The sequence below is a fragment of the Nocardia jinanensis genome (assembly GCF_014645735.1).
Taxonomy (GTDB): Bacteria; Actinomycetota; Actinomycetes; order Mycobacteriales; family Mycobacteriaceae; genus Nocardia; species Nocardia jinanensis.
In genome coordinates this window covers 133,427-156,635 of record NZ_BMMH01000004.1, presented here as the reverse complement: position 1 = coordinate 156,635, position 23,209 = coordinate 133,427, and the positions used below count along the sequence as shown (strand labels likewise).

Below are 23,209 nucleotides of genomic sequence, written 5' to 3'. Positions count from 1 at the left end.
CCGATATCCGCCGATATTCACGGTGAGGGCTCGGTCCGATGATGACCTGCGTCACTGCCGGCCGCAACCCGGGGCGCCGGATCCGATGTCGGGCACCTGTCCCGCGTGCGCGGTTCAGCGCGCCGCGATCGAATCCTCGAGCATCCGCGGTTTGCAGGCCTGCCAGGCACCGATGAGCAGCACCAGCACCGCGACACAGAGCAGCGCGAACGGCGCCGCCCACCCGTCGGTGATCGTGTGCAGCATGCCGAAGACCAGCGGCCCGACACAGGCCAGCGCGTAGCCGACACCCTGCGTGAAACCCGACAGAGCCGCCGAACCGGCCGGGGTACGGGTCCGCAGGTTGATCAAGGTGAGTGTCATCGGGAAAGTGCTCGGACCGAGACCCAGAATCGCCACCCACAGGATGGGCACGCTCATCGGTGCGAGGAGCAGACCGGCGAAGGACACCAGGAAACACACGGCGCAGCCGACGACCACCGGGTACGGGTTGGTGAGCCGGGCGGCCACCGTGGGCGCGGTCAGCGCGGCGACTAGTCCGACGAGCGCGAACAGCGCCACCATCGACCCACCGAAGGCCGCGTCGGCACCGGCGTCGGCGAGGATCGTGGGTAGCCAGGTGAATACCGAATAGGTGGTGAGCGAGGTCATACCGAAGGTGGCCGCCATCCCCCAGGCCAGCGGCGACCGCCACACCTGGGGCGCCGGCGTACTGCCCGGGTCGGGCAGGCCGGTCTTATCGGCGGCCGCGCGCCCGCGACGAACCCGCAGCACGCCGATCCAGGGCACCGCCGCCGCGAAACCGAGCAGCGCCCACACACCCAGCGAGACACGCCATCCGTGCGCCTCGGCAAGCGGTACCGCTACCAGTGCGGGCAGCACGGTACCGATCTGCACCATCGTGATGTAGAGCGCGCTCACCGTGGCGAGCCGATCCGGGAAATAGCGCTTGACCAGCGGCGGGACCACGATATTGCCGATACCCATACCCCCGAGCGCGAGCGCGGAGAACAGCAGCAGTTCGACCGTCCCCGAGACGAGAACCCGTACCAGCATGCCCGTACCCGCGGCCGCCATCGCGATCAGCACAGTGCGTTCCAGGCCGATCGCACGGACCAGCAGCGGGGTCAGCAGGCCCGTGATGGAGAACATCAGCGTGGGGATCATGCCGAAGACACCGACAACGGCGGTGGAGTAACCGATCTCCCGGCCGATGTCATCGGCGAGCGGTGTGAACGCGGTGACCGCTACCCGGAGGACCAGAGCGGACACGACAATAGCTGCGAGTACCAGTAGCCGACCCTCGATAAGACTGCGTTTCCGCTGCTCGAGGGGTGAATCGGCCGCTTGGGTGGTCTCGGGCAGCGCTGCAGTCACCGAGAAATCATAGGATGACCCTATGACTGGGGCAATAAGATTGTGATGGGCGGTACTCTGTTGCCGTGCAAAGCGTGCGCCGCACCAGCCTCATCGCCCAAGTGACCGAGCAACTCAAAGACGACATCCGCTCGGGACGCTGGCCGATCGGGACGCGGATCCCCACCGAACCCGAACTGGCAGAACTCACCGGCACCGGCCGCAACACCCTACGCGAAGCCGTCCAAGCGCTGGTTCATGCCGGCATGCTGGAACGGCGGCAGGGCTCCGGTACGTACGTCATCGCGACCTCGGAAGTGGGCGGGACCCTCGCCAAATACTTCGCCGAGGCCGCCGAACGTGACGTACTGGAACTACGTCACGGTATCGAGTCCACCGCCGCCGCGCTGGCCGCGCACCGGCGCGACGATTCCGATATCGCCACCCTGCGCCGGCTACTCGACGACCGCAACCGGCTCTGGCGAGTGGACCGGACCGCGGCCATCGAAGCCGATGTCCAGCTGCACCGGGCGATCGTGCTCGCCAGCGGAAACGCCGTCTATATCGAGTTCTACGATTCGCTACTCGGCTACATCGAATCCGGGATCCGCTCGCGCACCGACCGTATCGACAGCTGGTACGCCGCCGAACACCGCGAACTGGTACAGGCGATCGTCGACGGCGACGCCGAAAAGGCCGCCCGGACCACCCGATGCTTCCTCGACACCTTGCTGGCCGACTACCCCGGTCATTAGGCGTACCTCCGCATTCGCTCCGGCCATGCGCGTCCGTATACCCACACTCCGAACACAACACCCTCAGACGCGATCCTCGGCGCACCCCCGCATTCGCTCCGGCCATACGCGTCCACATACCCACACTCCGAACACAACACCCTCAGACGCGATCTTGGCCGGGTTCCATCGAGGTTACGGACCGATCACCCGGGCGTTCCCGCTCCGTGAGCGGGATTTGTGGCGATCGTCATTGCGCGCTATTTCAGCGAAACACCCGGCTTCTAGCGTTTTCTCACGTCACAACACCGCACTCGACCGCCCGGCTGCCGCAGCAGGGCGCCCCGTCCGGGGGGCGTCGAGTAACGACGAGAGGGACGCCGATGACCGCGATAGTCGACACCGGCCAGCAACCACCCGATACGACAACAACTTTCACCCACCAGCGCCGGGGTCGCTGGATCGACCGGTGGGAGCCCGACAACGAGCGGTTCTGGAAATCCGGCGCCGATCGCACCGCCAAGAAGAATCTGCTGTTCTCGGTGTTCGCGGAGAATCTCGGATTCAGCATCTGGGTCCTGTGGGCGAGCGTCGTGACCGGAATGGGCGCCGCCGGATTCGCTTTCCTGGACGGCCTGGGCAAGGGGAACCCGACCGCGGTCAGCAACGCGCTGTTGCTCACTTCCATTCCGACACTGGTCGGTTCGACCCTGCGCATCCCCTACACCTTCGCCATCCCCCGGTTCGGCGGACGGGCCTTCACCGTCTTCAGCGCCGCGATGCTGCTCATTCCCACCCTGGGCCTGATCTATTTCGTCAATCAACCGGGTACCCCGATGTGGGTTTTCGTGGTCCTGGCCGCGCTGTCCGGGTTCGGCGGGGGAAATTTCTCCTCGTCGATGGCCAATATCTCGTTCTTCTTCCCCGACGGCAAGAAGGGCGCGGCACTCGGGATCAACGCCGCGGGTGGCAATCTCGGCGTCGCGCAGACCCAGCTGCTGGTACCGCTACTGATCACCCTGGGCACCCATCTCACCGCGAAGGACGCCGCCGGATACCGCTTCGGGATAACCCTCTCGGTACTGGTGTGGATCCCGTTCATCCTGGCCGCCGCGTTCGGCGCCCTGCGCTATATGGACAGTCTGTCGACCGCGAAATCGGACGGCCGCTCCTACAAACCGGCGCTGACCAACCGGCACACCTGGGTGATGGCATTCCTGTACATCGGCACCTTCGGTTCCTTCATCGGGTTCTCGTTCGCCTTCCCCACGCTCATCAAGGCCAATTTCCCCGACCTCGCGAACATCGGCTGGATCACCACCCTGGGCAATCTCGCCTTCCTGGGTGCGCTGGTCGGCTCGTTCTCGCGGCCGTTCGGCGGCTGGCTCTCGGACAAACTCGGCGGCGGGGCGAATATCACCATCATGGTGTTCGGCGGGATGGCCGTGGCGGTCGCGCTCATCATGGCCGCCCTGGAAATGAAGAGTTTCCCGCTGTACCTGCTCGCCTTCCTGATGCTGTTCGTGCTCGCCGGCATCGGTAACGGCTCCACCTACCGGATGATCCCGTCCATCTTCAGCGCCGAATCGAAGAAGTACGCCTCCGAACACGGTATGGAGCCTCCGGAAGCGGCCGCTTCGGCGAAGCGTCAGGCAGGCGCGGCGATCGGCGTCATCGGCGCGGTGGGGGCCTTCGGCGGCTTCGTGCTCCAGCAGGCACTGCGGCTGTCCAATACCCACTTCGGCACCATGGCACCGGCGTTCTGGGCCTACGCCGTGGCGTTCCTGGTGATGGCCGGGGTCACCTGGTGGTTCTACAGCCGCACCTCGTTCGCGGTGGGCCGGGTTCCGTCACTGGCCTACGCCAACATCTGAGGGCAACGCAGCGCGAGAAGGGGCCCGGCCGGTATCGACCGGCCGGGCCCCTCTCCGTGCATCGCAGTCCTCGGCATCACCTGTGAAAGGTTCCGCTCACAGCAGGAACCGCACCATATCCGCCGTACGGACCAGCCCCGGCAGCGCTTCCGGTGTGGATCGCGGATGCAGTACATGCACCGCCAGCCGGAACATCACCGCGCGCAACAGCATCTGCGGCCATTCGGGCAGATCGGACCAGCGTTCCAGCAGACCGTCGTCGGCCCCGCCCCAGGACAGCGCATCCACCACGATCACGCCCGCAGCCCACGCCGGCGGCCGCCAATACGGAGTGAGATCGGTGAGCGCGGGCATCTGCGCACCGGCGAACAGCACGGTGCCGAACAGATCGCCGTGCACCAGCTGCGGCGGAGTACGCACCGGTTTGCGCAGCGTGGCCAGCTGACCGATCAGATCGACGCTGTGGCGCCCGTCCGGCGAGTTCTCCATCACCGCGCCCGCCGCCCGCAGCGTGCGCAACGGCACCGCTTCCCAGGCCGCCCGGTCCGCGGCCACGAAAACATCCACATCCAGCCACGGGGTGACCGGCGGCTGGGAAAGGAACCTGGGCCGCTCCAGGGTGGCGGTGGCCTTGTGCAGCCGCAGCGAGACCGAGACCACCTCGTCGTGCCGCGGTTCCGGGCAACCCGGCATGAAGGTGTCGCACCGCCAGCCCGACACCACATACCGGCCGTCGGTGGCCCGCACCGGGCGGGCCAGCCGCAGCCCGTCCACCCGCAAACTCTCCCGGATCTTGGCCGACCAAGCCGCCCGGGCGTGATCCGCGACGGGGCTGAGCACCACATCACCGAGACGCCAGCCGCCCTCCCAATCGCCCAGGGCGACGGGGGTCATTTCCCGCAGACCGTATGTGGCCCGCACATGCTCGGGGGGTTCGACAGTGGTGGTCACGGCCGTACCGTACTCCCGCCACCGAGCCCGGCTACCGCGCCACACCGTGTCGTAGCAGTGCCGCGATACACCCGCGACCGGCACTGGACACATACCGCGAACGGATACTGCCACCGCCACCCGCGCACCGTTCGTGCGCAGGTCAGCGGCGTGCCACGGTTATCCCGTGGCCCGGGCGGCTCAGTACACCGGCAGCGAGGGATCCACCTGATGGGCCCAGGCGATAACCCCGCCCTGCAAATGCGTCGCGTCGGCGAAACCGGCCCGCTTGAGCGCGGCCAGCGCTTCGGCCGACCGGACACCCGTTTTGCAGTGCAGCACGATCTTGCGGTTCTGCGGCAGCTCCGCCAGCGCCTCACCCGAGAGGATGCGATCCTTCGGGATCAGGGTCGCGCCCTCGATATGCACGATGTCCCACTCGACGGGTTCACGCACATCGATCAGCTCCACATCACCGGCGTCCAGCAGCTCCTTGAGCTCGCGGGCGGTCACGGTGGAACCGGCCGCCGCGGCCTGCCCCTCCTCGGACACCACACCGCAGAACGCCTCGTAATCGATCAGTTCGGTGATCGGCTGACGCGCCGGGTCACGGCGCAGCTTGATGGTCCGGTAGCTCATATCCAGTGCGTCGTACACCATGAGCCGGCCCAGCAACGGGTCGCCGATACCGGTGATGAGCTTGATCGCCTCGGTCACCATGACCGAACCGATCGAGGCGCACAACACACCCAGCACGCCGCCCTCGGCGCAGGAGGGCACCATTCCCGGCGGCGGAGCCTCCGGGTACAGATCGCGATAGTTGATCCCGCGGTCGTCCGGGGCATCCTCCCAGAACACCGACACCTGACCCTCGAACCGATAGATCGAACCCCAGACATACGGTTTGCCGGCCAGTACCGCGGCATCGTTGACGAGGTAACGGGTCGCGAAGTTATCGGTACCGTCGACGATCAGGTCGTACTCGGCGAACAGTTCCACCGCGTTCTCCGGCTCCAGCCGGATCTTGTGCAGCCGCACATCGATCCCGGAATTGATCTCCAGAATGGAATCGCGGGCGCTGTCGGCCTTGGGGCGGCCGATATCGGATTCACCGTGAATGATCTGCCGCTGCAGATTGGAGGCGTCGACCTCGTCGAACTCGACGATGCCGAGCGTGCCCACCCCGGCGGCGGCCAGGTACAGCAGCGCCGGAGAACCCAGCCCGCCGGCGCCGATCACGAGCACCTTCGCGTTCTTCAGCCGTTTCTGCCCGTCCATCCCGAGGTCGGGGATGATCAGGTGACGACTGTAACGGGCGACCTCGTCCCTGGTCAGCTCGGCGGCGGGCTCCACAAGTGGAGGCAGGGACTGCGGTGATGACACGTCTTCGAACTCCTCGTATCGAAATAGCCGGATGCGGTGTGCGCGGGTGCGGTGCGCTCGGCCGGTGACCAGTAGCCGCTGTGACCCGCGCCCGCACCGGCGTAGGTTCCCTGTACAACGCCGACGCGGGAACCATTCTTCCCAAGGTGATCGCATCCCGTACGGGCGGGCTCAGCCGCGCGGATACGGCCACGGGTTGAAGCGGCAGGTCTTCCCGTCCATCGGCACCATGCCGTACGGATCCAGGGCGGCGATCTCGTTGTTGGCGGTACCGAAGGTCTGCTGCATCATCACCGGGGCCAGGCCGCCCTCGCTCTCACACGGCTGATGCCCGTGATAGCCGATCGCATGCCCCACCTCATGGTTGACCAGGTATTGCCGATAGGAGCCGATATCGCCGTCGAACGCCGGAGCTCCGCGCACCCAGCGTGCCTCCGACAGCACCACCCGGGCCTCGTCGGAGTTGTAGCAGGAGGAATCGATGGGGATATCGAAACCGCAGGCCGCGCGGGTGGTCCCCCGGGCGGTGAGCGAGATCCGGAAATCCGGTTCACCGCGATCGATCCGCTGGAACGCGAACTTGCGGTCGTGCACCCAGCTCTTCGGGTTGCCCAGGGTCGATTCGACCATCCGGGCCACCGATTCGTCGCCGCCGAAATTACGTGTGTCGATACCGTTCTCGACCTCGACCGTGTAGGTGAACGTGTACTGCTCACCCACGCCGACGCGCGGCGAGGTACCCGCGACGATCCGCCAGGTCCCCTTTCCGGTCTCGGTGAACTTCCCGCCCTCGGGCAGCGCCCCGATCGGCAGATCCTCCGGGAAACTTCCGTCGCCCGGCGGGGCGCCGATGACCCCCGCGCTGGCCGGGGGCGGGCCGAGTGCCCCGAAACCCGGCTCGATGGGATCGGCGGGACGCCCCGTACCGGAACGCACCGCGTCGACCACCACGAACACCGTCAGCACCACCAGGATCGGCAGCGCGTACACCCGCCAGCCGTACCGGGACACCACGAACCGCAGCCGACGCCGCTTCCCACCGGCGGCAAGCCTGGCCGCCGGTGGCGGATCACCGACCGGGTCCCGGCGCGCGCACAACGGCTCCCGGGATTCGTCGTCGCGCGACGTCGCCACTGCCGCCCGCGGGGCGATCGCGAGCTCTGAATCCTGGGGGCGGTGCGCGCTGCGCCCGCCGCCGGAGGCGTTTTCCGGTCGGTCGGTCACGGCTCCAGACTCTCACAACCCGCCGTACCGGCCACAATGGAAGTACCCGCAGGCACGGGCGAACCGGGTACCGCGCCGGCCACCTTCCAGCATTCCCGTAGGGCACCATGCGGATCGGGGCCGCTCCCGGGTTCGCCCACCCGGGTCGGCAACAGCATCAGAAGCGAGTATGGTGCTCGAAAGACCCGGTACACACCCCTTTGCCGGGGAATCGACTGGGAGATCCGATATGACCGACCTCGTGGACCGGATGACGTCCCGCCCGTCGTCCGGCACCGCCCCCAAACGCGGCACCCGGCTTCCCCGTGACGAACGGCGCCAGCAACTACTCGCAGCTGCCAGTGAGATCTTCGTGCTACGCGGCTATCACGCTTCCGGTATGGACGAGATCTCCCAGTGCGCGGGCGTCAGCAAGCCCGTGCTGTACCAGCACTTCACCAGCAAGCTGGAGCTGTACCTCGCCGTCCTGCAGAACTATGTCGACATGCTGGTGTCGAGCGTGCGCCAGGCGCTGCGCTCCACCACCGACAACAAACAGCGGGTCCGGGCGGCGGTAGCGGCCTATTACGATTTCGTGGACAACGAGATGCAGGGCTTCCGCCTGGTCTTCGAATCCGATCTCACCAACGAACCCCAGGTCCAGCGCCGCGTCGAACAAGCCACCGAAGCCTGCGTGGACGCGGTGTACGACCTCGTCGCCCACGATTCCGGCCTCGACCCCTACCGGGCCCGCATCCTCGCGGTCGGCCTCGTCGGCGCGAGCCAGTTCACCGCCCGATACTGGCTGGAAGCCGACCGCCCGATCCCCAAGGACGAAGCCGTCGACACCACGGTCGCACTGGCCTGGGGCGGCCTCAAACACGTCCCCCTCCACCCGATCGGCTGATCGGCGACAAGCCCGGATACGACGAAGCCCCTGCCGGATCGGCAGGGGCTTCGGTTCGTCCGGGATCAGAACTCAGACCGCCGCGAAACCCACCCGGCCGCCGGTCACCGCGCCGATCTCCACATAAGCGACCTTGCCGGCCTGGATCAGGTACTTACGGCCCTTCTCGTCGGCCAGCGCCAGCACACCGCTCGCGGAACCCAGCGCCTCGGAAACCAGAGCCTCGACCTCCTCCGGAGTCTGCGAGCTGGCGATGACGAGTTCACGCGGGCTATCCGAAATACCGATCTTGACCTCCACGGCCAACCTCCGAACCTAGAGTCCTGTGCTGTCCCAGTAAGGCTAGTTCAGCTGATGTGGCCCCGACACACGACGGGGTGCGCTGTCAGCGAACAGTGTTTATCTGCGGCGCCTTCGGCGCCGCGGGGCGGGGCCCTATTAACCCCGGTTCTTCACTCCTTCGCTCAGTCGCTGCGCTCCTTCGCTACGTCGCTCCAGAACCGGGGCGGGCCCCGCCACTGAGGTGGACCATTCGGAGTCGACGAGAAGAATCAGTCGACGAGAGGAATCAGAGGGATCGATCGTGCTGGGCCGTGTTGAGGCGGGCGGCGCAGCGGATCAGGTGGTCGCGCTCGGCGAGGTTCGTGGCCGCGCGGGCGGCTTCGGCGTACAGGTGGGCCGCGGTGACCGGGTCGCCGTCGCGTTCGTGGAGGTAGGCCGCTACCGCGGTGTAGCGCGGTAGCGAATTGTCCAGTTCGGCGAGCGCCGCCAGGCCCGCACGGGGGCCATCGGCCTCGCCCACGGCGACGGCGCGGTTGAGCCGGACGACGGGGCTGTCGGTCAGGCGGACGAGTTCGTCGTACCACTCGACGATCTGGACCCAGTCGGTTTCGGCGGCGGTTCGCGCGTCGGCGTGCAGGGCCGCGACGGCGGCTTGGGCCTGGAACTCGCCCAGCCGGTCACGGGCGAGGGCGGCCTGCAGGATCTCCACTCCCTCGGCGATCAGCCGGGTATCCCACCGGCTGCGGTCCTGTTCGGCCAGCGACACCAGACTGCCGTCGGGCGCGGTGCGGGTGGCGCGCCGGGCGTGGTGCAGCAGCATGAGGGCGAGCAGCCCGGCGACCTCCGGGTGGTCTAGCGCGGCCGCGAGCTGCCGGGTGAGCCGGATGGCCTCGGCGGCGAGGTCGATATCGCCGGAATAACCCTCGTTGAACACCAGGTAGAGCACCCGCAGCACGGTGCCGACGTCGCCGGGCCGGTCCAACCGCATACCGGAGACGGTGCGTTTGGCCCGGCTGATGCGCTGCGCCATGGTGGCTTCCGGCACCAGGTAGGCCTGCGCGATCTGGCGGGTGGTCAGCCCGCCCACGGCGCGCAGGGTGAGCGCGACCGCCGACGACGACGTCAGCGACGGGTGGGCGCACAGGAAGTACAGCTGCAGAGTGTCGTCCACCGTGGCCGCCGGCCCGGGCTCCGGTTCCTCGCCGACGCGGTCCTCGCGCCGGCGCCGGGCGGTATCGGAACGGGTCGTATCGACGAACTTGCGCCAGGCCACCGTGACCAGCCAGCCCTTGGGGTCGTGCGGCGGATCGCCGGGCCAGACGCGGAGGGCCTCGACCAGGGCCTCCTGTACCGCGTCCTCGGCCGCCGCGAAATCGGCACCGCGGCGGACGAGGACGGTGAGCACACTCGGTGTGAGGCTCCGGAGCAGGGCCGCGTCGCCCACGGAGATCGCTCCGGAGCCGTTTATCGGTGCAGCCACTCTGTGGTGATGGTGGGCGGCGCGGTCAGGAACGGGCGCAGTTCGAGCCATTCGTGGATCGGCTTCCCACCGGCCCCGGGTGCGGCCGACAGTTCTCCGGCCAGTTCGAGGGCCCGCTCGTAACTGTCGACGTCGATCACCATCCACCCGGCGATGAGGTCCTTGGTCTCGGCGAACGGACCGTCGGTGACCGGTGGACGCCCCGCGCCGTCGGATCGGACGAAGGTCCCCTCGGGGGCCAGCGCCTGACTGTCGACGTATTCACCGGTTTCCACGAGGCGGGCCGCGAAATCGTCCATGTACTGCACATGCGCCGAGATCTCCGCCGGCGTCCATCGATCCATCGGGACGTCGTTCGCCGAAGCCGGGGCGCCGCGGTAATGCTTCAGCAACAGGTACTTGGTCATTGATGTTCTCCTCTTGATGCCGGTCCATGCGGTCCGTGGAGGCCGCGGCGAAGGCGGAGGTATCGCACCATGGTGTTCTCCTCCGCGCTCGTGCGACCTTTCTGGTCGTTCACTCCGGGGACGGAGCCGCGCACGGGTTCTCGACATCACCGCCGAAATTCTTTTCCGGCGCTGCCACGAGCGGTCAGAGGCCCAGGACCGCCATTCGTTCGGCATGTGCTGTCTGCATATGGTCGAACAGCGTGGCGATACCGTTGAGATCGCCGGTGGCCGCCAGGACCAGCTCGGTGAGTTCATCGCGTTGCGCCATCACGTACTGCGCCTGAGTGATCGCTTCACCGAGCAGCCGCCGGCCCCACAGCGTCAACCGGTCGCGCTCGGATCGGCTGGTCGCGACGGCCCGGCGGACTTCTTCGACGACGAATTCGGAGTGACCGGTATCGGCGAGTACATCGCGCACCACGGCCGCCACGTCCGGGCTCAGGGCACCGGCGATCTCCCGATAGAAGTCGGCGGCGATCCCGTCGCCGACATGGAATTTGACCATCGACTCCAGCCAGGTGGACGGGTCGGTGGAGCGGTGATAGTCGTCGAGCGCCCGGGTGAACGGAGCCATGGCCGCGTACACATCGGCGCCGCGCGCGGTCAGTGCCACGTCGAGCCGTTCGAAATGCGCGAGCTCGGCCGCCGCCATCCGCGCCACGGCGACCTTGCCGTGCAGCGACGGCGACAGCGTGGCTTCCTCGCTCAGCCGGTAGAACGCGGATATCTCACCGTAGGCCAGTACGGCGAACAGGTCGGTCACGCCGGCATGATCGGCGGGAATCAGCGAAGTGGACGAATCGCTCGGTGTTACACCCAACCCGGCGGGTGACTGTGCTCCCATGGAACTCCAGCGTAGTACGCCGTCGGCGCGGACCGCGGCGGTCACACCGGTGTGGTGAGAAACTTGTCGAGATAGGTCCAGGTCGTCGCGCGGGCGGTGGCGCCGGCGAGGATGCCCAGATGCCCGCCGGGCGCCGTCTCGTAGTGGACCGCTTTCGCACCGGTGAGTGTGCGCAACCCGTGCTCGACCGCACGGGCCGGGGTGATGACATCGGCGGGCCCGCCGACCAGCAGCACCGGTGCGGTGATATCGGCCAGCCGGATCGGCCCCTGCCCGAAATCGACCTCGCCGCGACCGATTTCGTCGCGCAGTACCAGCCGGTTCCACAGCTGCTGGTACACCCGGCCCGGATAGCCGGGCATATCGGCCATGAAGCGGTCGACTGCCTCCATCCGAGCCAGCGATTCGGTGCGGGCGAGGTTGCTGGCGACGAACCAGGGTCGTTTGACCTCGCGGTCCCAGGCGCTGAGGCGATAGGCGAGCCGGGTGAGGGGCGCCGGGACACCACCCACCGCGCGCAGGGCCGCGCCCACGGCCGCGCCGGTCCCGGTGAGCCGCGCGGCGGCGGCCAGCTGCGGGGTCATCGGCATGGCGCTGTAGTTCAGCGGGGGACCGACAGCGGTGATCGACCGCACCGGCAGGCCGACGTCCGCGGCCGCGGTCAGCAGGGCCATGGTGCCGCCCAGCGACCAGCCGACCAGATCCACCTCCGGTTCACCACCGGCCGCGACGCGATCGGCGGCGGTGCGGCGGATCGCTTCGGGCAGGATGTCGTAGACCCAGTCGTCGAAGCCCATCCGGCGGTCGGCGTAGGTGATCTCGCCGTAGTCGATCACGTACGGCGCACGACCGGTCTCCAGCAGGAATTCCGCGAGACTCTGCCCCGGGCGCAGATCGAAACAGCCGGCGGGTGCGGCCAGGGGCGGTACCAGCAGGACCGCGGCCGCCGCGGGGTCGGTGGTGCCCGCGACCGGGCCGGGTTCGAAACGCCGGAGCTGACGATGCGGTTCGTCCCACAGCACCGACGCCGGGGTGGGGCGGCGACCTTCCACACCGTCACCGAAGGTGAGGGCCCAGGCGTTGCGAGCGGCCCGCTCGACGGCCCGGGACAGCTCGCCGTCCGGGTCGACCGCGCGGACGGCGCGGTCGGCCAGGGCGATACCTCGGTCTGCGATGCTCACGGCTCGAATCTCTCATACCCGTGTATGCCGGTACCAGCTACGCCCGTGCCCGGGGAGAGCAGTGTGTGCCGAATCACTTCCTGGACACGACAGTGTCCGGGGTCGCGGGCGCGGTCGCCGCACCGGGTGAAACGTTCTGCCGCACAGGACCGCTCACTCGGAGCGGATGCGTAAAAGGACAACGTCCAGCGGATTCGCGACAGCGCCTTTCGGAGCGGGGAACAATAGCACGCTACAATCGCGACGGACAACGGAAGAATTCAGCCGATCCATGAGAACGGCAGTACCGAAAGTCGCGCACCCCGGGTGCGCCGTGCGGTGGTCAGAGAATTCTCCGGGGTCCACGGAAAATGTGCGCGCACCAGATCCGCGTCACCGATGCGCTGCGCCGATGTCCGAGCTTCGCTGCCCCGTTCGCGGGCACCTGCCGACATCCGGCGGCGGCCCGGGTGAGTATCGCAGGGCGGATCCGTGGTCGTCGCGGGCCGGCCGGTCCGCCCCACGCCTCGTGCGCGTGTAGCGCGATAACGAGGGAAGGCACGAACCTGAGCAAGATCACAGTAGAACCGGAACCCGGTCTGGCGGAGACACTGCTGACAGCCGAGTTGGACTCCGCACACACCGCACCGACTTTCACCGAATTGGGAGTACGCGACGAAATCGTCCGCGCACTCGGTGAGATCGGTATCGAACGCACTTTCGCAATCCAGGAACTCACCCTGCCCCTGGCGCTGGCCGGCGAGGATCTCATCGGCCAGGCCCGTACCGGTATGGGTAAAACCTTCGGTTTCGGAGTTCCGTTGCTCCACCGGATCAGCACCACCGAATCCGGGACCACACCGCTGGACGGCACGCCGCGCGCCCTGATCATCGTGCCCACGCGCGAACTGTGCATCCAGGTGACCCAGGACCTGGAGAACGCGGCGAAATACCTCACCAACCAGAAGGGACCGCTGCGGGTCACCTCGATCTACGGCGGCCGCCCCTACGAATCGCAGATCGCGGCGCTGCGCTCGGGTGTGGATGTCGTCGTCGGCACCCCCGGTCGCCTGCTCGACCTGGCCGATCAGCAGCATCTGATCCTGGGCAAAGTGGGCGTCCTGGTATTGGACGAAGCCGACGAAATGCTCGATCTGGGCTTTCTGCCCGATATCGAACGCATTCTCGGAATGGTCCCGGACAAACGGCAGACGATGCTGTTCTCGGCGACCATGCCCGGTCCGATCATCACCCTGGCCCGCACATTCCTCACCCGCCCGACCCATATTCGCGCCGAGGAGCCGCACGATTCCGCGGTACACGATCGCACCGCACAATTCGTCTACCGGGCGCATGCCCTGGACAAGAGCGAACTGGTCGCGCGGATACTGCAGGCCGAGACCCGTGGCGCCACGATGATCTTCACCCGCACCAAACGCACCGCGCAGAAGGTCGCCGACGAATTGGCCGAACGGGGTTTCGCCGTCGGCGCCGTACACGGTGATCTCGGCCAGATCGCCCGCGAGAAAGCCCTCACCAAATTCCGGAAGGGCGCCATCGATGTCCTGGTCGCGACCGACGTCGCGGCGCGCGGGATCGATATCGACGATGTGACCCATGTCGTCAACTACCAGTGCCCGGAGGACGAGAAGACCTACGTGCACCGGATCGGCCGCACCGGCCGGGCCGGGCGTACCGGCGTCGCGGTCACCTTGATCGATTGGGACGAGCTGACCCGCTGGTCGTCTATCGACGCCGCTCTCGGGCTGGGTATCCCCGAACCCGTGGAGACGTATTCGCGCTCTCCGCACCTGTTCGCCGATCTGGGTATCCCGGAGGGTGTCACCGGCACCGTCGGAGCGCAGAAACCTCAGCGTGATCCGGACGCCGTGGTGGTGGAACGTCCCGAGCGGGCGCCACGCAAACGCAACCGCCGGCGCACTCGCGCCGGCCAGCCGACCGACGCGGATTCCACCACGACCACGCCCGAGACCGATGCGCCGGCGGACGCCGGCTCGGATACCGGCGAGGCACCTGCCCGTCGCCGGCGCAGGCGGCGACGTCCGGCCGATACCGAGTCCGGTGTGAGCGAGGACAACAGTTCGACCGACTCCGGCACCGCCGAGGCCGAGGCGGTAACCAACGGCACCGACAGCGCCGACAGCACGGACAAGCCGGCCCGCCGCCGGCGGCGCCGTAAACCGGCCGATACCGAGAACGGCGGGGAGTCCACCTCGCGCGCGGACAACGGCGACAACGCCGGATCTCCGGTGAGCGAGAGCGCGACGGCTCAGGCCTGACCCGCACCCACGAGCGCCGACGGTTGGACACCGTCGGCGCTCGTGGCGTTTCCGGGCCCACCGGCCCCGGTGAGGGGTCGCGAGCACCGTCGGGACGTGGACCGGCCATCCGTTACGCTCGCCTACGTGCTCGCACCTGAGCGGCGAACGCGCGCCGACGTCCTCACCGCAGCCGCGATCGCCGTGTTCGTGGTGGTAGCGGTGATCGTGGCATGGGCGACCAGCGGGGTGGCGAACACCGAATCCGTCGTCGCCGGCCAACCGGCCCGGCCCCCGCAGCCCGCCGCGAAACTGCCCGGAAAGCTCCAGGAGATGTGGCGTGCCCCCGATACCGCGACCACCCGGGCGCTCACTTCCGAAGGGGTGGCGGTGACCGGGGCGAACGGCAGCGTGGTCGGGCACGATCCGCGTACCGGTGAGCAGGTGTGGCGCTACACGCGGGAACTGCCGCTGTGCGGGGTGGAATCCCAGTTCGGAATGGTTGTGGCCGTCTACCGCACCGATCGCGGCTGCAGCGAGACGACCATGGTCTCCGGCGCCGACGGACAACGCCGGACCGCACGCAGCAGCTATATGGACGATCGAGTGCGCCTGTCCGTGGACGGCACCTATGTGGTCGCCCAGGGCCCCGACCGGCTCGAGGTCTGGCGTTCGGATCTGGTGCGCACCCTCGAGTACGGCTATGTCGACGCCAAAGAGAACTGGAAGACACAGCCGCGTAAGGGCTGCGAACTCCTGTCGGCCGCGTCCAGTCCCTCCCGGCTGGTAGTGCTGGAACGCTGCCCCGGCGAACCGGCGAACCGGATCTCCGTGCTGGCACCCGCGCCCAAGGACGACAACGTTCCCGAGGAGTACGGGTCGCACCTGCTGGAGGGCGCGGGCGCGGCTTCCGCCGATGCCCGCGTGATCGCGGTATCGGACAACCGGATCGCGGTCTACCAACCCGGCACCGGCGGCGCCGATCCCGAGGCCCCGCGGTTGACGATCCTCGACGCCAAGGGCAATCCGATTGTGGTGCAGGAACTCTCGGCACCGCTCGACGAGACCGCGGGGACCCTGCGAACCGGTTCGGCCTTCCTGGTGTTCACCGGGAACAGCGTGATCGCCTTGAACGCCGGAACGTTCGATCCGATGTGGACCGCTGCCGACGCACTCGGCACCCCCGTTCCGATGGCCGGGAAGATACTGCTGCCGATACCCGGCGCCATCGCCGCGCTCGACCCTGCCACCGGGGCCCAGGTGGGCCGTATCCCGGTGGCACGCCCCGATTACGGCGGCGGCCCGATCTCGCTCGGCGTTCTCGGTAACACGGTGCTCGAACACCGCGACGGCCAACTCGTGGCCCTCGCCGATCCGGATACCTCCGATTCACCGCGCAGCGAGACCGGACGACCCGCAAAACCGTTGCGCTGAACCGTTTTCTGTCGGTGCCCTCCGGCAGACTGCCCGCCATGACCGAAGCAGCACACCCCCTCGACGCGGCCCCCGTGGCCGGCCGCCTCCGCTACGACGACCCGGACGCCCCGTGGAACCAGGCCGACGAGCAGGGCCCGGCCGCCTGGAACACCGAGGTGATCCGGGAGTTCCGGGCCAACGGCGGCCGGGTCGGCGGGGCCTACGCGGGGGCCGAACTGCTGCTGCTCACCACCACCGGCGCGCGGACCGGTAAACGGCATGTAGTCCCGCTGGGTGCGCTCTATCGCGGCGAGACCCTGTACATCAGTTCGTTCGTCGAGGGCGGTTACCCGTCCTGGTACCACAATGTGCGCGCCGATCCCGCGGTGATCGTGGAGTCGGGCGATCACGTCTACCACGGCACGGCACGGGTACTCACCGGCGCGGCCTACGAGGAATTCGCGGCCTGGGCGCTGGAGAACAACCCGCTACTCGCCGATTTCCAGGCCACCACCACGCAACCGGTACCCCTTGTAGTGCTGACCCTGGCGAAATGATCCCGGCGGGCGGCTGAGCATCGTGCCCGGCGTCCGGCCGGGCATGATGGACCGTATGCCCGGCTCCGACGATGCCCGCGTGGTGCTGGTCCGCCATGGTGAGACCGAATGGTCGGTTCAACACCGCCATACCGGCCGCACCGACGTGCCGCTCACTGCCACCGGCACCCGGCAGGCCGCAGCCGCGGGCCGGGTGCTGGCCGGCCTGAAGCTGCGCGATCCCCTCGTCTTCGTCAGTCCCCGGGCGCGCGCCCGGCGCACCGCCGAACTGGCCGGATCGCCCGGGGCCACGATCGACCCGGACCTGGCCGAATGGGACTACGGCGACTACGAGGGCCGTACCACCCCGGAGATCCGCACCCGGGACCCCGGCTGGACGGTGTGGACGGGCGCGATACCCGGTGGTGAATCCGCCGCGGAGGTCGGCGCCCGCGCCGACCGGGTGCTGGGCCGGGCCACCGCCGTCCTCGGCGAACGCGATGTGATCCTGATCGGGCACGGCCATTTCTCCCGCGCCCTCATCGCCCGCTGGCTGGGTTTCGATGTCCGGGAGGGTCGTCGTTTCGCCCTCGCCACGGCCGCGGTGAGTGTCCTGGGCTACGAACACGAGGACGCCACGTTGTGGGCGCACAACCTCCGCCCGGACCACCCCTGACCACCGCTGCGGGCACTCCGCACATCCATCCGCGAAAAGGCAAGGAGCCCACGCCCGTGACGTCCGCCCCGCTCATCCGCCGTGCCGAGCCCGGCGATGTGCCCGCCCTGGTCGAGCTGGTCTACGGCCTGGCCGAGTACGAGAAAGCCCGCCGAGAATGCACGCTGACGACCGAACAGCTGCATACCGCGCTGTTCGGTCCGGATCCCGCGGTTTTCGCCCATGTGGCAGTGCTGGGCGGCGCGATCAGCGGATGCGCCATCTGGTTCCTGAACTTCTCCACCTGGGACGGCGTGCACGGGATCTACCTCGAAGACCTCTACGTCACACCCGAGGCCCGCCGGGGCGGTCTCGGCCGGGCACTGCTCGCGGCACTCGCGCAAGAGGCCCGCACCCACGGTTACAGCCGGGTGAGCTGGTCGGTACTCACCTGGAACACACCCTCCATCGGGTTCTACGAATCACTGGGCGCCCGGGCTCAGGACGACTGGGTGGGCTACCGCCTGTCCGGCGAAGCACTCACCGCCCTCGCCGATACCGCGGCAGGCGCCACCGCCGGCTGAATCACGCGCCGGCCCTCACTCCTCGGCCACGGCCCCGTACTCCTGAGCCGCCCAGCGTGAGGTGGGGGGTGCGAACAAAAGCCCCAGCGCACCCAGCGCCACCACTCCCAGCACGGTCCCGTACAGCGGCTGCCCCGACCCGAACAACAGCGACCACACCACCGGCAACAGCAGCAGCTGCGTGATCACCGCGATCGCCCGTCCCCACCGCTGCCCGAACAACAGCCCGATTCCCGACGCCAGCACCGCACCCCCCAGAATGCCGAACCACATGGCCGTGCCGTACCCGCTGATGTCGTCCTCCCGGTGCCCCAGCAGCGCCCGCACGATCAGCACCACCGCCACGACCACCGCGACCGCGCCCTCCAGCGTCACCAACCCCCCGGCACCACGGACCGTACCGGGCACGCCCACGTCTTTTCGCTCGACCACCCGGCCAGCTTAGGTGTTGCGCCGACGGCACCGCCTGCGGCGTCGCGGGGTCGCGCGCCCCAGGGCCCCGCCGTTCAGCCCATGGGGCTCACAGGCTTCACCCGTGTCGCGCCGAGGCCGAATGCCCCTGCCCACCGGGATAGTTTCCGAACAGTTCCGCGCCCCGGCCCCCGCAGCCGTTCCGCCGTTTTCCGCGTATCCGGGCACCTGGAAGAGCTCGCTATCGGACACCGGTCACGAACAGCCCAGCGAACGCACAGCCCACCTTCCACGGGCCCGGACCCTCGAGCCGCTGACAGAGTCATGAACCCATCCCGGTGCACAAGACGCAGTCCACCCAAGCCCCTGTCCACTCGGAATGGCCGCCACCTGCGGTCGGTGTCCGCCCCAGTACTGGAGGGAAAGCGAAGGAGCGCAGCGACCGAGCGCGCGCGACGTGCGGTCGGCCGTCCATAAATCGGTGACCATCGAGCACTTACCGAGTCGTGAACGTATCCAGGCGATCGAGGTGCGCTTCCGCACATACCTTCCGTCCAGCCCAAATAGTCCACCTCAGCAGGCGGGGCCCGCCCCGTTTCTGGAGCGACGAAGCGACTGAGCGCAGCGACTGAGCGCAGGAGTGAAGACCCGGGGTCGACAGGGCCCCGCCCCGCGGCGCCGAAGGCGCCGCCATAAACACAGTCCATTAAGGTGCGTAGGTGCGGACGTTGTTGATCGTCAACCCGAATGCGACCTCTACCACGGCGGCCACGCGTGATCTGCTCGCGCATGCGCTGGAGAGCCGGACCCAGTTGACGGTGGCGCACACCCAGCATCGCGGGCATGCCGCCGAGCTGGCCCAGTGGGCGGCGACCAATGAGATGGATCTGATCGTCGTGCACGGCGGGGACGGGACGGTCAACGAGACCATCAACGGGTTCGTGCCGCTGCCGCAGGTGGACGACGGGCAGGTGTGGCGGCCGCGGCTCGGGATCATTCCCGGGGGTTCGGCCAATGTGTTCGCGCGGTCGCTGGATATCAAGCCCGATCCGGTGGCGGCCACCAATCAGTTGATCGATCTGCTCAAGGCCGGGGACTCGGATCGCCGGATCGGGTTGGGGCTCACCGATGATCGCTGGTTCTGTTTCAGCGCGGGGATGGGGCTGGACGCCGATGTGTGCGCCGCGATCGATACGGCTCGCGCGAAGGGTCGTGCCGCGACGCCGACGCGCTATCTGCGTACGACTGTCCGGCAGTTCTTCCGCGTCAAACGCGACCCGCCCGAAGTCACCGTGCACGTCCCCGGACACGAACCCGTTTCCGGCGTCCATTACGCCTTTGTGACGAATACCAGTCCGTGGACTTATCTGAACGCGACTCCGGTCCGCACCAATCCGGCTACCAGGTTCGAAACCGGACTCGGTGTGTTCGCCGTGCGAACCATGGCGTTACTGCCTACACTGCGCCTGGCGACACAACTGCTGTCGCCGCACTCCGAGCCGAAGTCGCGGAAATTGTTCCGTGACGACGACGTCCCGTCGGTGCGCATCACCTGCGCCGATCCGATCGGTCTGCAAATCGACGGCGACTTCATCGGTGAACGCGACGTGGTGGATTTCACCGCTGTGCCCAACGTCCTGGACGTGGTCGCACCGCGACCGGTTTGAACTGACGCATTCGGGAAATACATCCCGTTGTGCTGCAGAAACCGGCGTGGGCGAGTACAAAGGACTGCGGCAGGTCCCGATGCGGGACTTCAGTGGGTGAGCTTCCCCACGGTGCATCGGATACCTATTGACATCTACGGTGTTCGTGAAAGCATTCACAAGCAACCGTGCGGAAACATTCAGTTCGCACAAGTGAACGACCCACCAACCGATCGGCGCCCTGTGCGGCGCCCTACAAAGGAGCAGAAGGAATGGACTGGCGCCATAAGGCCATCTGTCGTGACGAGGACCCTGAACTGTTTTTCCCGGTGGGCAACAGTGGTCCTGCGCTCGCGCAGATTGCCGATGCCAAGCTGGTCTGCGCTCGCTGCCCCGTTACCGCCGAATGCCTGTCCTGGGCTCTGGGATCCGGGCAGGACGCCGGCGTATGGGGCGGTATGAGTGAAGACGAGCGGCGTGCGCTCAAGCGCCGCAATGCGCGCACCCGCACTCGAACCTCGGTCTAGAGCGCGGGGAAGCGATTACCGGACCCAGCCCGGCCCGGGGAGTCGCGATTGCCCGGCACCAGAATTCTGGTGCCGGGCTGAATTTTCTCTACGACCGTCCGAACGGCGGCCGAGAGTTTGCAGGAATATCTCCCAGCAAATCATCCCGTGTTTTCGACCACAGATGATCACGGGTATGCATAATTGAAACCGGCGAGTTTCCGTCAGGTATCAACGTGCCGAACGACGCCCCAGAGGTACCCGCAGCACCGCGTCCGTTCCGATATCGGCGCCCGGATGCAGGCCGATCGTACCGCCCAGCTCCGCCGTCACCAGCGTGCGCACGATCTGCAGACCCAGGCTGTCGGAGGATTGCAGGCTGAATCCTTCCGGAAGCCCGCGACCGTCATCGCTGATGATCACGTCCAGCCAGCGTGCCGACCGCTCCGACCGGATGGTCACCGTACCGTTCTGGCCGCCGTCGAAGGCGTGCTCGATGGCGTTCTGCACCAGTTCGGTCAGCACCATCACCAACGGGGTCGCGCGTTCGGCCGAGAAGACTCCCAGTGATCCCGCCCGCCGCACCGTGATCCGGGCCGTGTGCACGGTGGCGACATCGGCCATGATCGGCAGCAGCCGGTCCACCACCTCGTCCAGATCGACTTCCTCGTCGACGGACATGGACAACATCTCGTGCACCGACGCGATGGAGGTCACCCGGCGTACCGATTCGGTGAGCGCCACCCGCGCCTCGTCGTTCTCGGTGCGACGCGCCTGCAACCGCAGCAACGCGGCCACGGTCTGCAGATTGTTCTTCACCCGGTGATGGATCTCCCGGATGGTGGCATCCTTGCTGAGCAGTGCCCGGTCCCGGCGCTTGACCTCGGTGACATCCCGGACGAGCACGGCAGCCCCCGCCAGCTCGCCGTGCGGCCGTAGCACCAAGGTGCGCAGCAGTACCGTGGCACCGCGCGCCTCCACTTCCATCCGGCGGCCGGTGCGCCCCGCCAGCGCGGCCTGGATATCCCCGACCACCTCCTGCGCGTCGAACGGATCGGTGATCAGCGACCGCGTCGTGATCGCCAGATCCTGCCCCGCCAGATCGGCCTGCAAACCCATTCGGTGATACGCCGACAGCGCGTTCGGACTGGCGTAGGTGACGATCCCCTCGGTATCGAGCCGGATGAATCCGTCGCCCGCCCGCGGGCTGGAATGGGTGGCAGCACGGTCCTCGGTGGTCGGGAACGTCCCATCGGCCATCATCTGGCACAGGTCGTCGGCGCATGCGACATAGGCGATCTCCAGGCTGCTGCGCACCCGCGACCGCTGCTGGTCGGTATCGCGGCTGAGTACCGCGATCACATCGTCACCGCAACGCACCGGGATCGCCTCCCGGATCGCGTGAACCGGATGCGGGTGGTACACCCCCTGCGCCTCCCCCTCGGTATCGGTGCGCACGATTTTCCCCCGAGTGAGCGCCTCGAACACCTGCGAATGCTCCGCATGCCGTGCTGTGGTGCCGACCAGATCTTCCAGATGCACCGTCGGCGCGGTGGTCGGCCGGCACTGCGCGACACAGACGATGTCGGCACCGTTGTGCACCGGCCCCGCCCCCACCCACAACAGCAGATCCGAGAACGACAGATCGGCGAGCAACTGCCAGTCACCGACAACCCGCTGCAGATGATCCACAGCCAACCCGGGGAGGTCGGTGTGCTCGGCCAGCAGATCACTCAGTGTCGACATACCACCGAGCTTTTCACAATCCCCGCACGAGCTCGCCCGGCGCCGCCTCCCGATGAGCCCACTTGGGATTCAGGTCACAGGGGGCGTTGTTCGGGCAGCACTTCCACGATCACACCCGCCCGGCCGAGACTCCCGTCGACGGGCCAGGATCTGGATGAGCCAAACCTCGGCGGCGGGTGCGCACCTCCGCAGGCGGGGCCCGCCCCGGTTCTGGAGCGACAGAGCGAAGGAGCGCAGCGACTGAGCGGCGGAGTGAAGAACCGGGGTTAATAGGGCCCCGCCAGCGGCGCCGAAGGCGCCGCCAAAATTACTGTATGACGGCGATGAGGTCGCCCTGCTGGAGTACCTGGCCGGGGGTGACGGCGATGGAGGCGACTTCGCCGCCTGCCTCGGTGATCACCGGGATCTCCATTTTCATGGATTCGAGCAGAACCAGGGTTTGGTCGATGGTGACCTGTTCCCCGATCTCGACCTCGACGGTGAGCACTGTGGAGACCATTTCCGCCCGCACTTCTTCCGCCATGACACCCCGTTCGCTAGGTTCGTTCCGGTCTCGGGGCCGGTGCCCACTGTACCGCCGTCGGTACAGCCAACCACACGTGGAACAATGGCGAGGATCAACATGTACTCCCCGCAGTCGCGGGATATGTCCCCAGGAGGAGCTACCTATGGGTAAGCGTGGCCGCAAGAAGCGCAGCCGTAAGGGAAATGCCGCCAATCACGGCAAGCGTCCCAACGCCTGAGCGTCCGGCTGAGGCCGGGCACAGACCACGAGCGGCCCGCACTTCGTCGAAGTGCGGGCCGCTCGGTGTTCGGGTGCTGGGCGGC

Annotated in this window: 23 protein-coding genes; 11 read left to right on the top strand and 12 right to left on the bottom strand. The window is 67.7% G+C overall.

The features are described from left to right. Positions 1-114 precede the first annotated feature (114 nt). A complete protein-coding gene (locus tag IEY68_RS11930) occupies positions 115-1,377 on the bottom strand; it encodes an MFS transporter (protein WP_082681272.1) in 1,263 nt (420 codons plus the stop codon). A 65-nt stretch (positions 1,378-1,442) separates the two neighbouring features. Between IEY68_RS11930 and IEY68_RS11925 the strand changes: the two genes are divergently transcribed. Beyond that, positions 1,443-2,111 carry a FadR/GntR family transcriptional regulator gene (locus tag IEY68_RS11925; protein WP_058854409.1) on the top strand — a complete coding sequence of 223 codons (669 nt, stop codon included), beginning with the start codon at positions 1,443-1,445 and terminating at the stop codon, positions 2,109-2,111. A 362-nt stretch (positions 2,112-2,473) separates the two neighbouring features. Further along, positions 2,474-3,964 (top strand): MFS transporter, encoded by a 1,491-nt coding sequence (locus tag IEY68_RS11920; protein ID WP_058854410.1) that lies wholly within the window; start codon positions 2,474-2,476, stop codon positions 3,962-3,964. 96 nt (positions 3,965-4,060) lie between these two features. Here IEY68_RS11920 and IEY68_RS11915 read toward each other — a convergent pair whose 3' ends face one another. The 3 genes from IEY68_RS11915 to IEY68_RS11905 form a co-directional block, all read right to left on the bottom strand. Continuing rightward, entirely contained in the window at positions 4,061-4,915 is an 855-nt protein-coding gene (locus IEY68_RS11915; protein WP_267886566.1) for a TIGR02569 family protein, read from the bottom strand. 180 nt (positions 4,916-5,095) lie between these two features. Further along, positions 5,096-6,277, bottom strand: coding sequence for an adenylyltransferase/sulfurtransferase MoeZ (moeZ, locus tag IEY68_RS11910; RefSeq protein WP_058854411.1), 1,182 nt, complete (start codon positions 6,275-6,277; stop codon positions 5,096-5,098). A 171-nt stretch (positions 6,278-6,448) separates the two neighbouring features. Next, the gene (locus IEY68_RS11905) at positions 6,449-7,501 is read right to left on the bottom strand and encodes a DUF3152 domain-containing protein (protein WP_082681274.1); all 1,053 of its coding nucleotides are present in this window, start codon (positions 7,499-7,501) and stop codon (positions 6,449-6,451) included. 229 nt (positions 7,502-7,730) lie between these two features. On the opposite strand from IEY68_RS11905, the gene fasR reads away from it, so the two are divergent. Further along, positions 7,731-8,387, top strand: coding sequence for an HTH-type transcriptional activator FasR (gene fasR / locus IEY68_RS11900; protein ID WP_058854412.1), 657 nt, complete (start codon positions 7,731-7,733; stop codon positions 8,385-8,387). A gap of 72 nt (positions 8,388-8,459) precedes the next feature. Here fasR and IEY68_RS11895 read toward each other — a convergent pair whose 3' ends face one another. The 5 genes from IEY68_RS11895 to IEY68_RS11875 form a co-directional block, all read right to left on the bottom strand. After that, positions 8,460-8,687, bottom strand: coding sequence for a DUF3107 domain-containing protein (locus IEY68_RS11895; protein ID WP_058854413.1), 228 nt, complete (start codon positions 8,685-8,687; stop codon positions 8,460-8,462). 268 nt (positions 8,688-8,955) lie between these two features. Continuing rightward, positions 8,956-10,149 carry an RNA polymerase sigma factor gene (locus IEY68_RS11890; protein WP_229718733.1) on the bottom strand — a complete coding sequence of 398 codons (1,194 nt, stop codon included), beginning with the start codon at positions 10,147-10,149 and terminating at the stop codon, positions 8,956-8,958. Beyond that, positions 10,134-10,556, bottom strand: coding sequence for a YciI family protein (locus IEY68_RS11885; RefSeq protein ID WP_058854415.1), 423 nt, complete (start codon positions 10,554-10,556; stop codon positions 10,134-10,136). Before IEY68_RS11885 ends, IEY68_RS11890 begins: the two co-directional genes overlap by 16 nt. A gap of 184 nt (positions 10,557-10,740) precedes the next feature. Beyond that, complete coding sequence (locus IEY68_RS11880; protein ID WP_058854516.1) at positions 10,741-11,442, bottom strand: ferritin-like fold-containing protein; 702 nt, start codon at positions 11,440-11,442, stop codon at positions 10,741-10,743. 41 nt (positions 11,443-11,483) lie between these two features. Further along, complete coding sequence (locus IEY68_RS11875; RefSeq protein WP_308434961.1) at positions 11,484-12,623, bottom strand: polyhydroxyalkanoate synthase family protein; 1,140 nt, start codon at positions 12,621-12,623, stop codon at positions 11,484-11,486. 545 nt (positions 12,624-13,168) lie between these two features. On the opposite strand from IEY68_RS11875, the gene IEY68_RS11870 reads away from it, so the two are divergent. The 5 genes from IEY68_RS11870 to IEY68_RS11850 all read left to right on the top strand — a co-directional run bounded on the left by IEY68_RS11870 (position 13,169) and on the right by IEY68_RS11850 (position 18,072). Beyond that, the gene (locus IEY68_RS11870; protein ID WP_373292976.1) at positions 13,169-14,902 is read left to right on the top strand and encodes a DEAD/DEAH box helicase; all 1,734 of its coding nucleotides are present in this window, start codon (positions 13,169-13,171) and stop codon (positions 14,900-14,902) included. 126 nt (positions 14,903-15,028) lie between these two features. Then, positions 15,029-16,315, top strand: coding sequence for an Rv3212 family protein (locus IEY68_RS11865; RefSeq protein ID WP_063916280.1), 1,287 nt, complete (start codon positions 15,029-15,031; stop codon positions 16,313-16,315). Positions 16,316-16,353: 38 nt separating this feature from the next. Further along, on the top strand, positions 16,354-16,854 hold the full coding sequence (locus IEY68_RS11860) for a nitroreductase/quinone reductase family protein (RefSeq protein ID WP_058854416.1): 501 nt from the start codon (positions 16,354-16,356) through the stop codon (positions 16,852-16,854). A 55-nt stretch (positions 16,855-16,909) separates the two neighbouring features. Then, positions 16,910-17,509 carry an acid phosphatase gene (locus IEY68_RS11855; RefSeq protein ID WP_058854518.1) on the top strand — a complete coding sequence of 200 codons (600 nt, stop codon included), beginning with the start codon at positions 16,910-16,912 and terminating at the stop codon, positions 17,507-17,509. 56 nt (positions 17,510-17,565) lie between these two features. Further along, on the top strand, positions 17,566-18,072 hold the full coding sequence (locus IEY68_RS11850) for a GNAT family N-acetyltransferase (protein WP_058854417.1): 507 nt from the start codon (positions 17,566-17,568) through the stop codon (positions 18,070-18,072). Positions 18,073-18,087: 15 nt separating this feature from the next. On the opposite strand, the gene IEY68_RS11845 is transcribed toward IEY68_RS11850, so the two are convergent. Continuing rightward, entirely contained in the window at positions 18,088-18,504 is a 417-nt protein-coding gene (locus IEY68_RS11845) for a hypothetical protein (protein WP_058854418.1), read from the bottom strand. Positions 18,505-19,202: 698 nt separating this feature from the next. On the opposite strand from IEY68_RS11845, the gene IEY68_RS11840 reads away from it, so the two are divergent. Together IEY68_RS11840 and IEY68_RS11835 are read left to right on the top strand one after the other, a co-directional pair. After that, positions 19,203-20,150 carry a diacylglycerol/lipid kinase family protein gene (locus IEY68_RS11840; protein WP_062998121.1) on the top strand — a complete coding sequence of 316 codons (948 nt, stop codon included), beginning with the start codon at positions 19,203-19,205 and terminating at the stop codon, positions 20,148-20,150. A 251-nt stretch (positions 20,151-20,401) separates the two neighbouring features. Then, positions 20,402-20,656 (top strand): WhiB family transcriptional regulator, encoded by a 255-nt coding sequence (locus tag IEY68_RS11835; protein WP_062998119.1) that lies wholly within the window; start codon positions 20,402-20,404, stop codon positions 20,654-20,656. A 210-nt stretch (positions 20,657-20,866) separates the two neighbouring features. Here the strand turns inward: IEY68_RS11835 and IEY68_RS11830 are convergent, their stop codons facing one another. Further along, the gene (locus tag IEY68_RS11830; protein ID WP_058854419.1) at positions 20,867-22,381 is read right to left on the bottom strand and encodes a sensor histidine kinase; all 1,515 of its coding nucleotides are present in this window, start codon (positions 22,379-22,381) and stop codon (positions 20,867-20,869) included. Positions 22,382-22,688: 307 nt separating this feature from the next. Beyond that, the gene (locus IEY68_RS11825) at positions 22,689-22,904 is read right to left on the bottom strand and encodes a biotin/lipoyl-binding carrier protein (protein WP_058854420.1); all 216 of its coding nucleotides are present in this window, start codon (positions 22,902-22,904) and stop codon (positions 22,689-22,691) included. A gap of 145 nt (positions 22,905-23,049) precedes the next feature. On the opposite strand from IEY68_RS11825, the gene IEY68_RS37075 reads away from it, so the two are divergent. Beyond that, entirely contained in the window at positions 23,050-23,124 is a 75-nt protein-coding gene (locus tag IEY68_RS37075; protein WP_022597109.1) for a 50S ribosomal protein bL37, read from the top strand. The last annotated feature ends 85 nt before the right edge of the window (positions 23,125-23,209 follow it).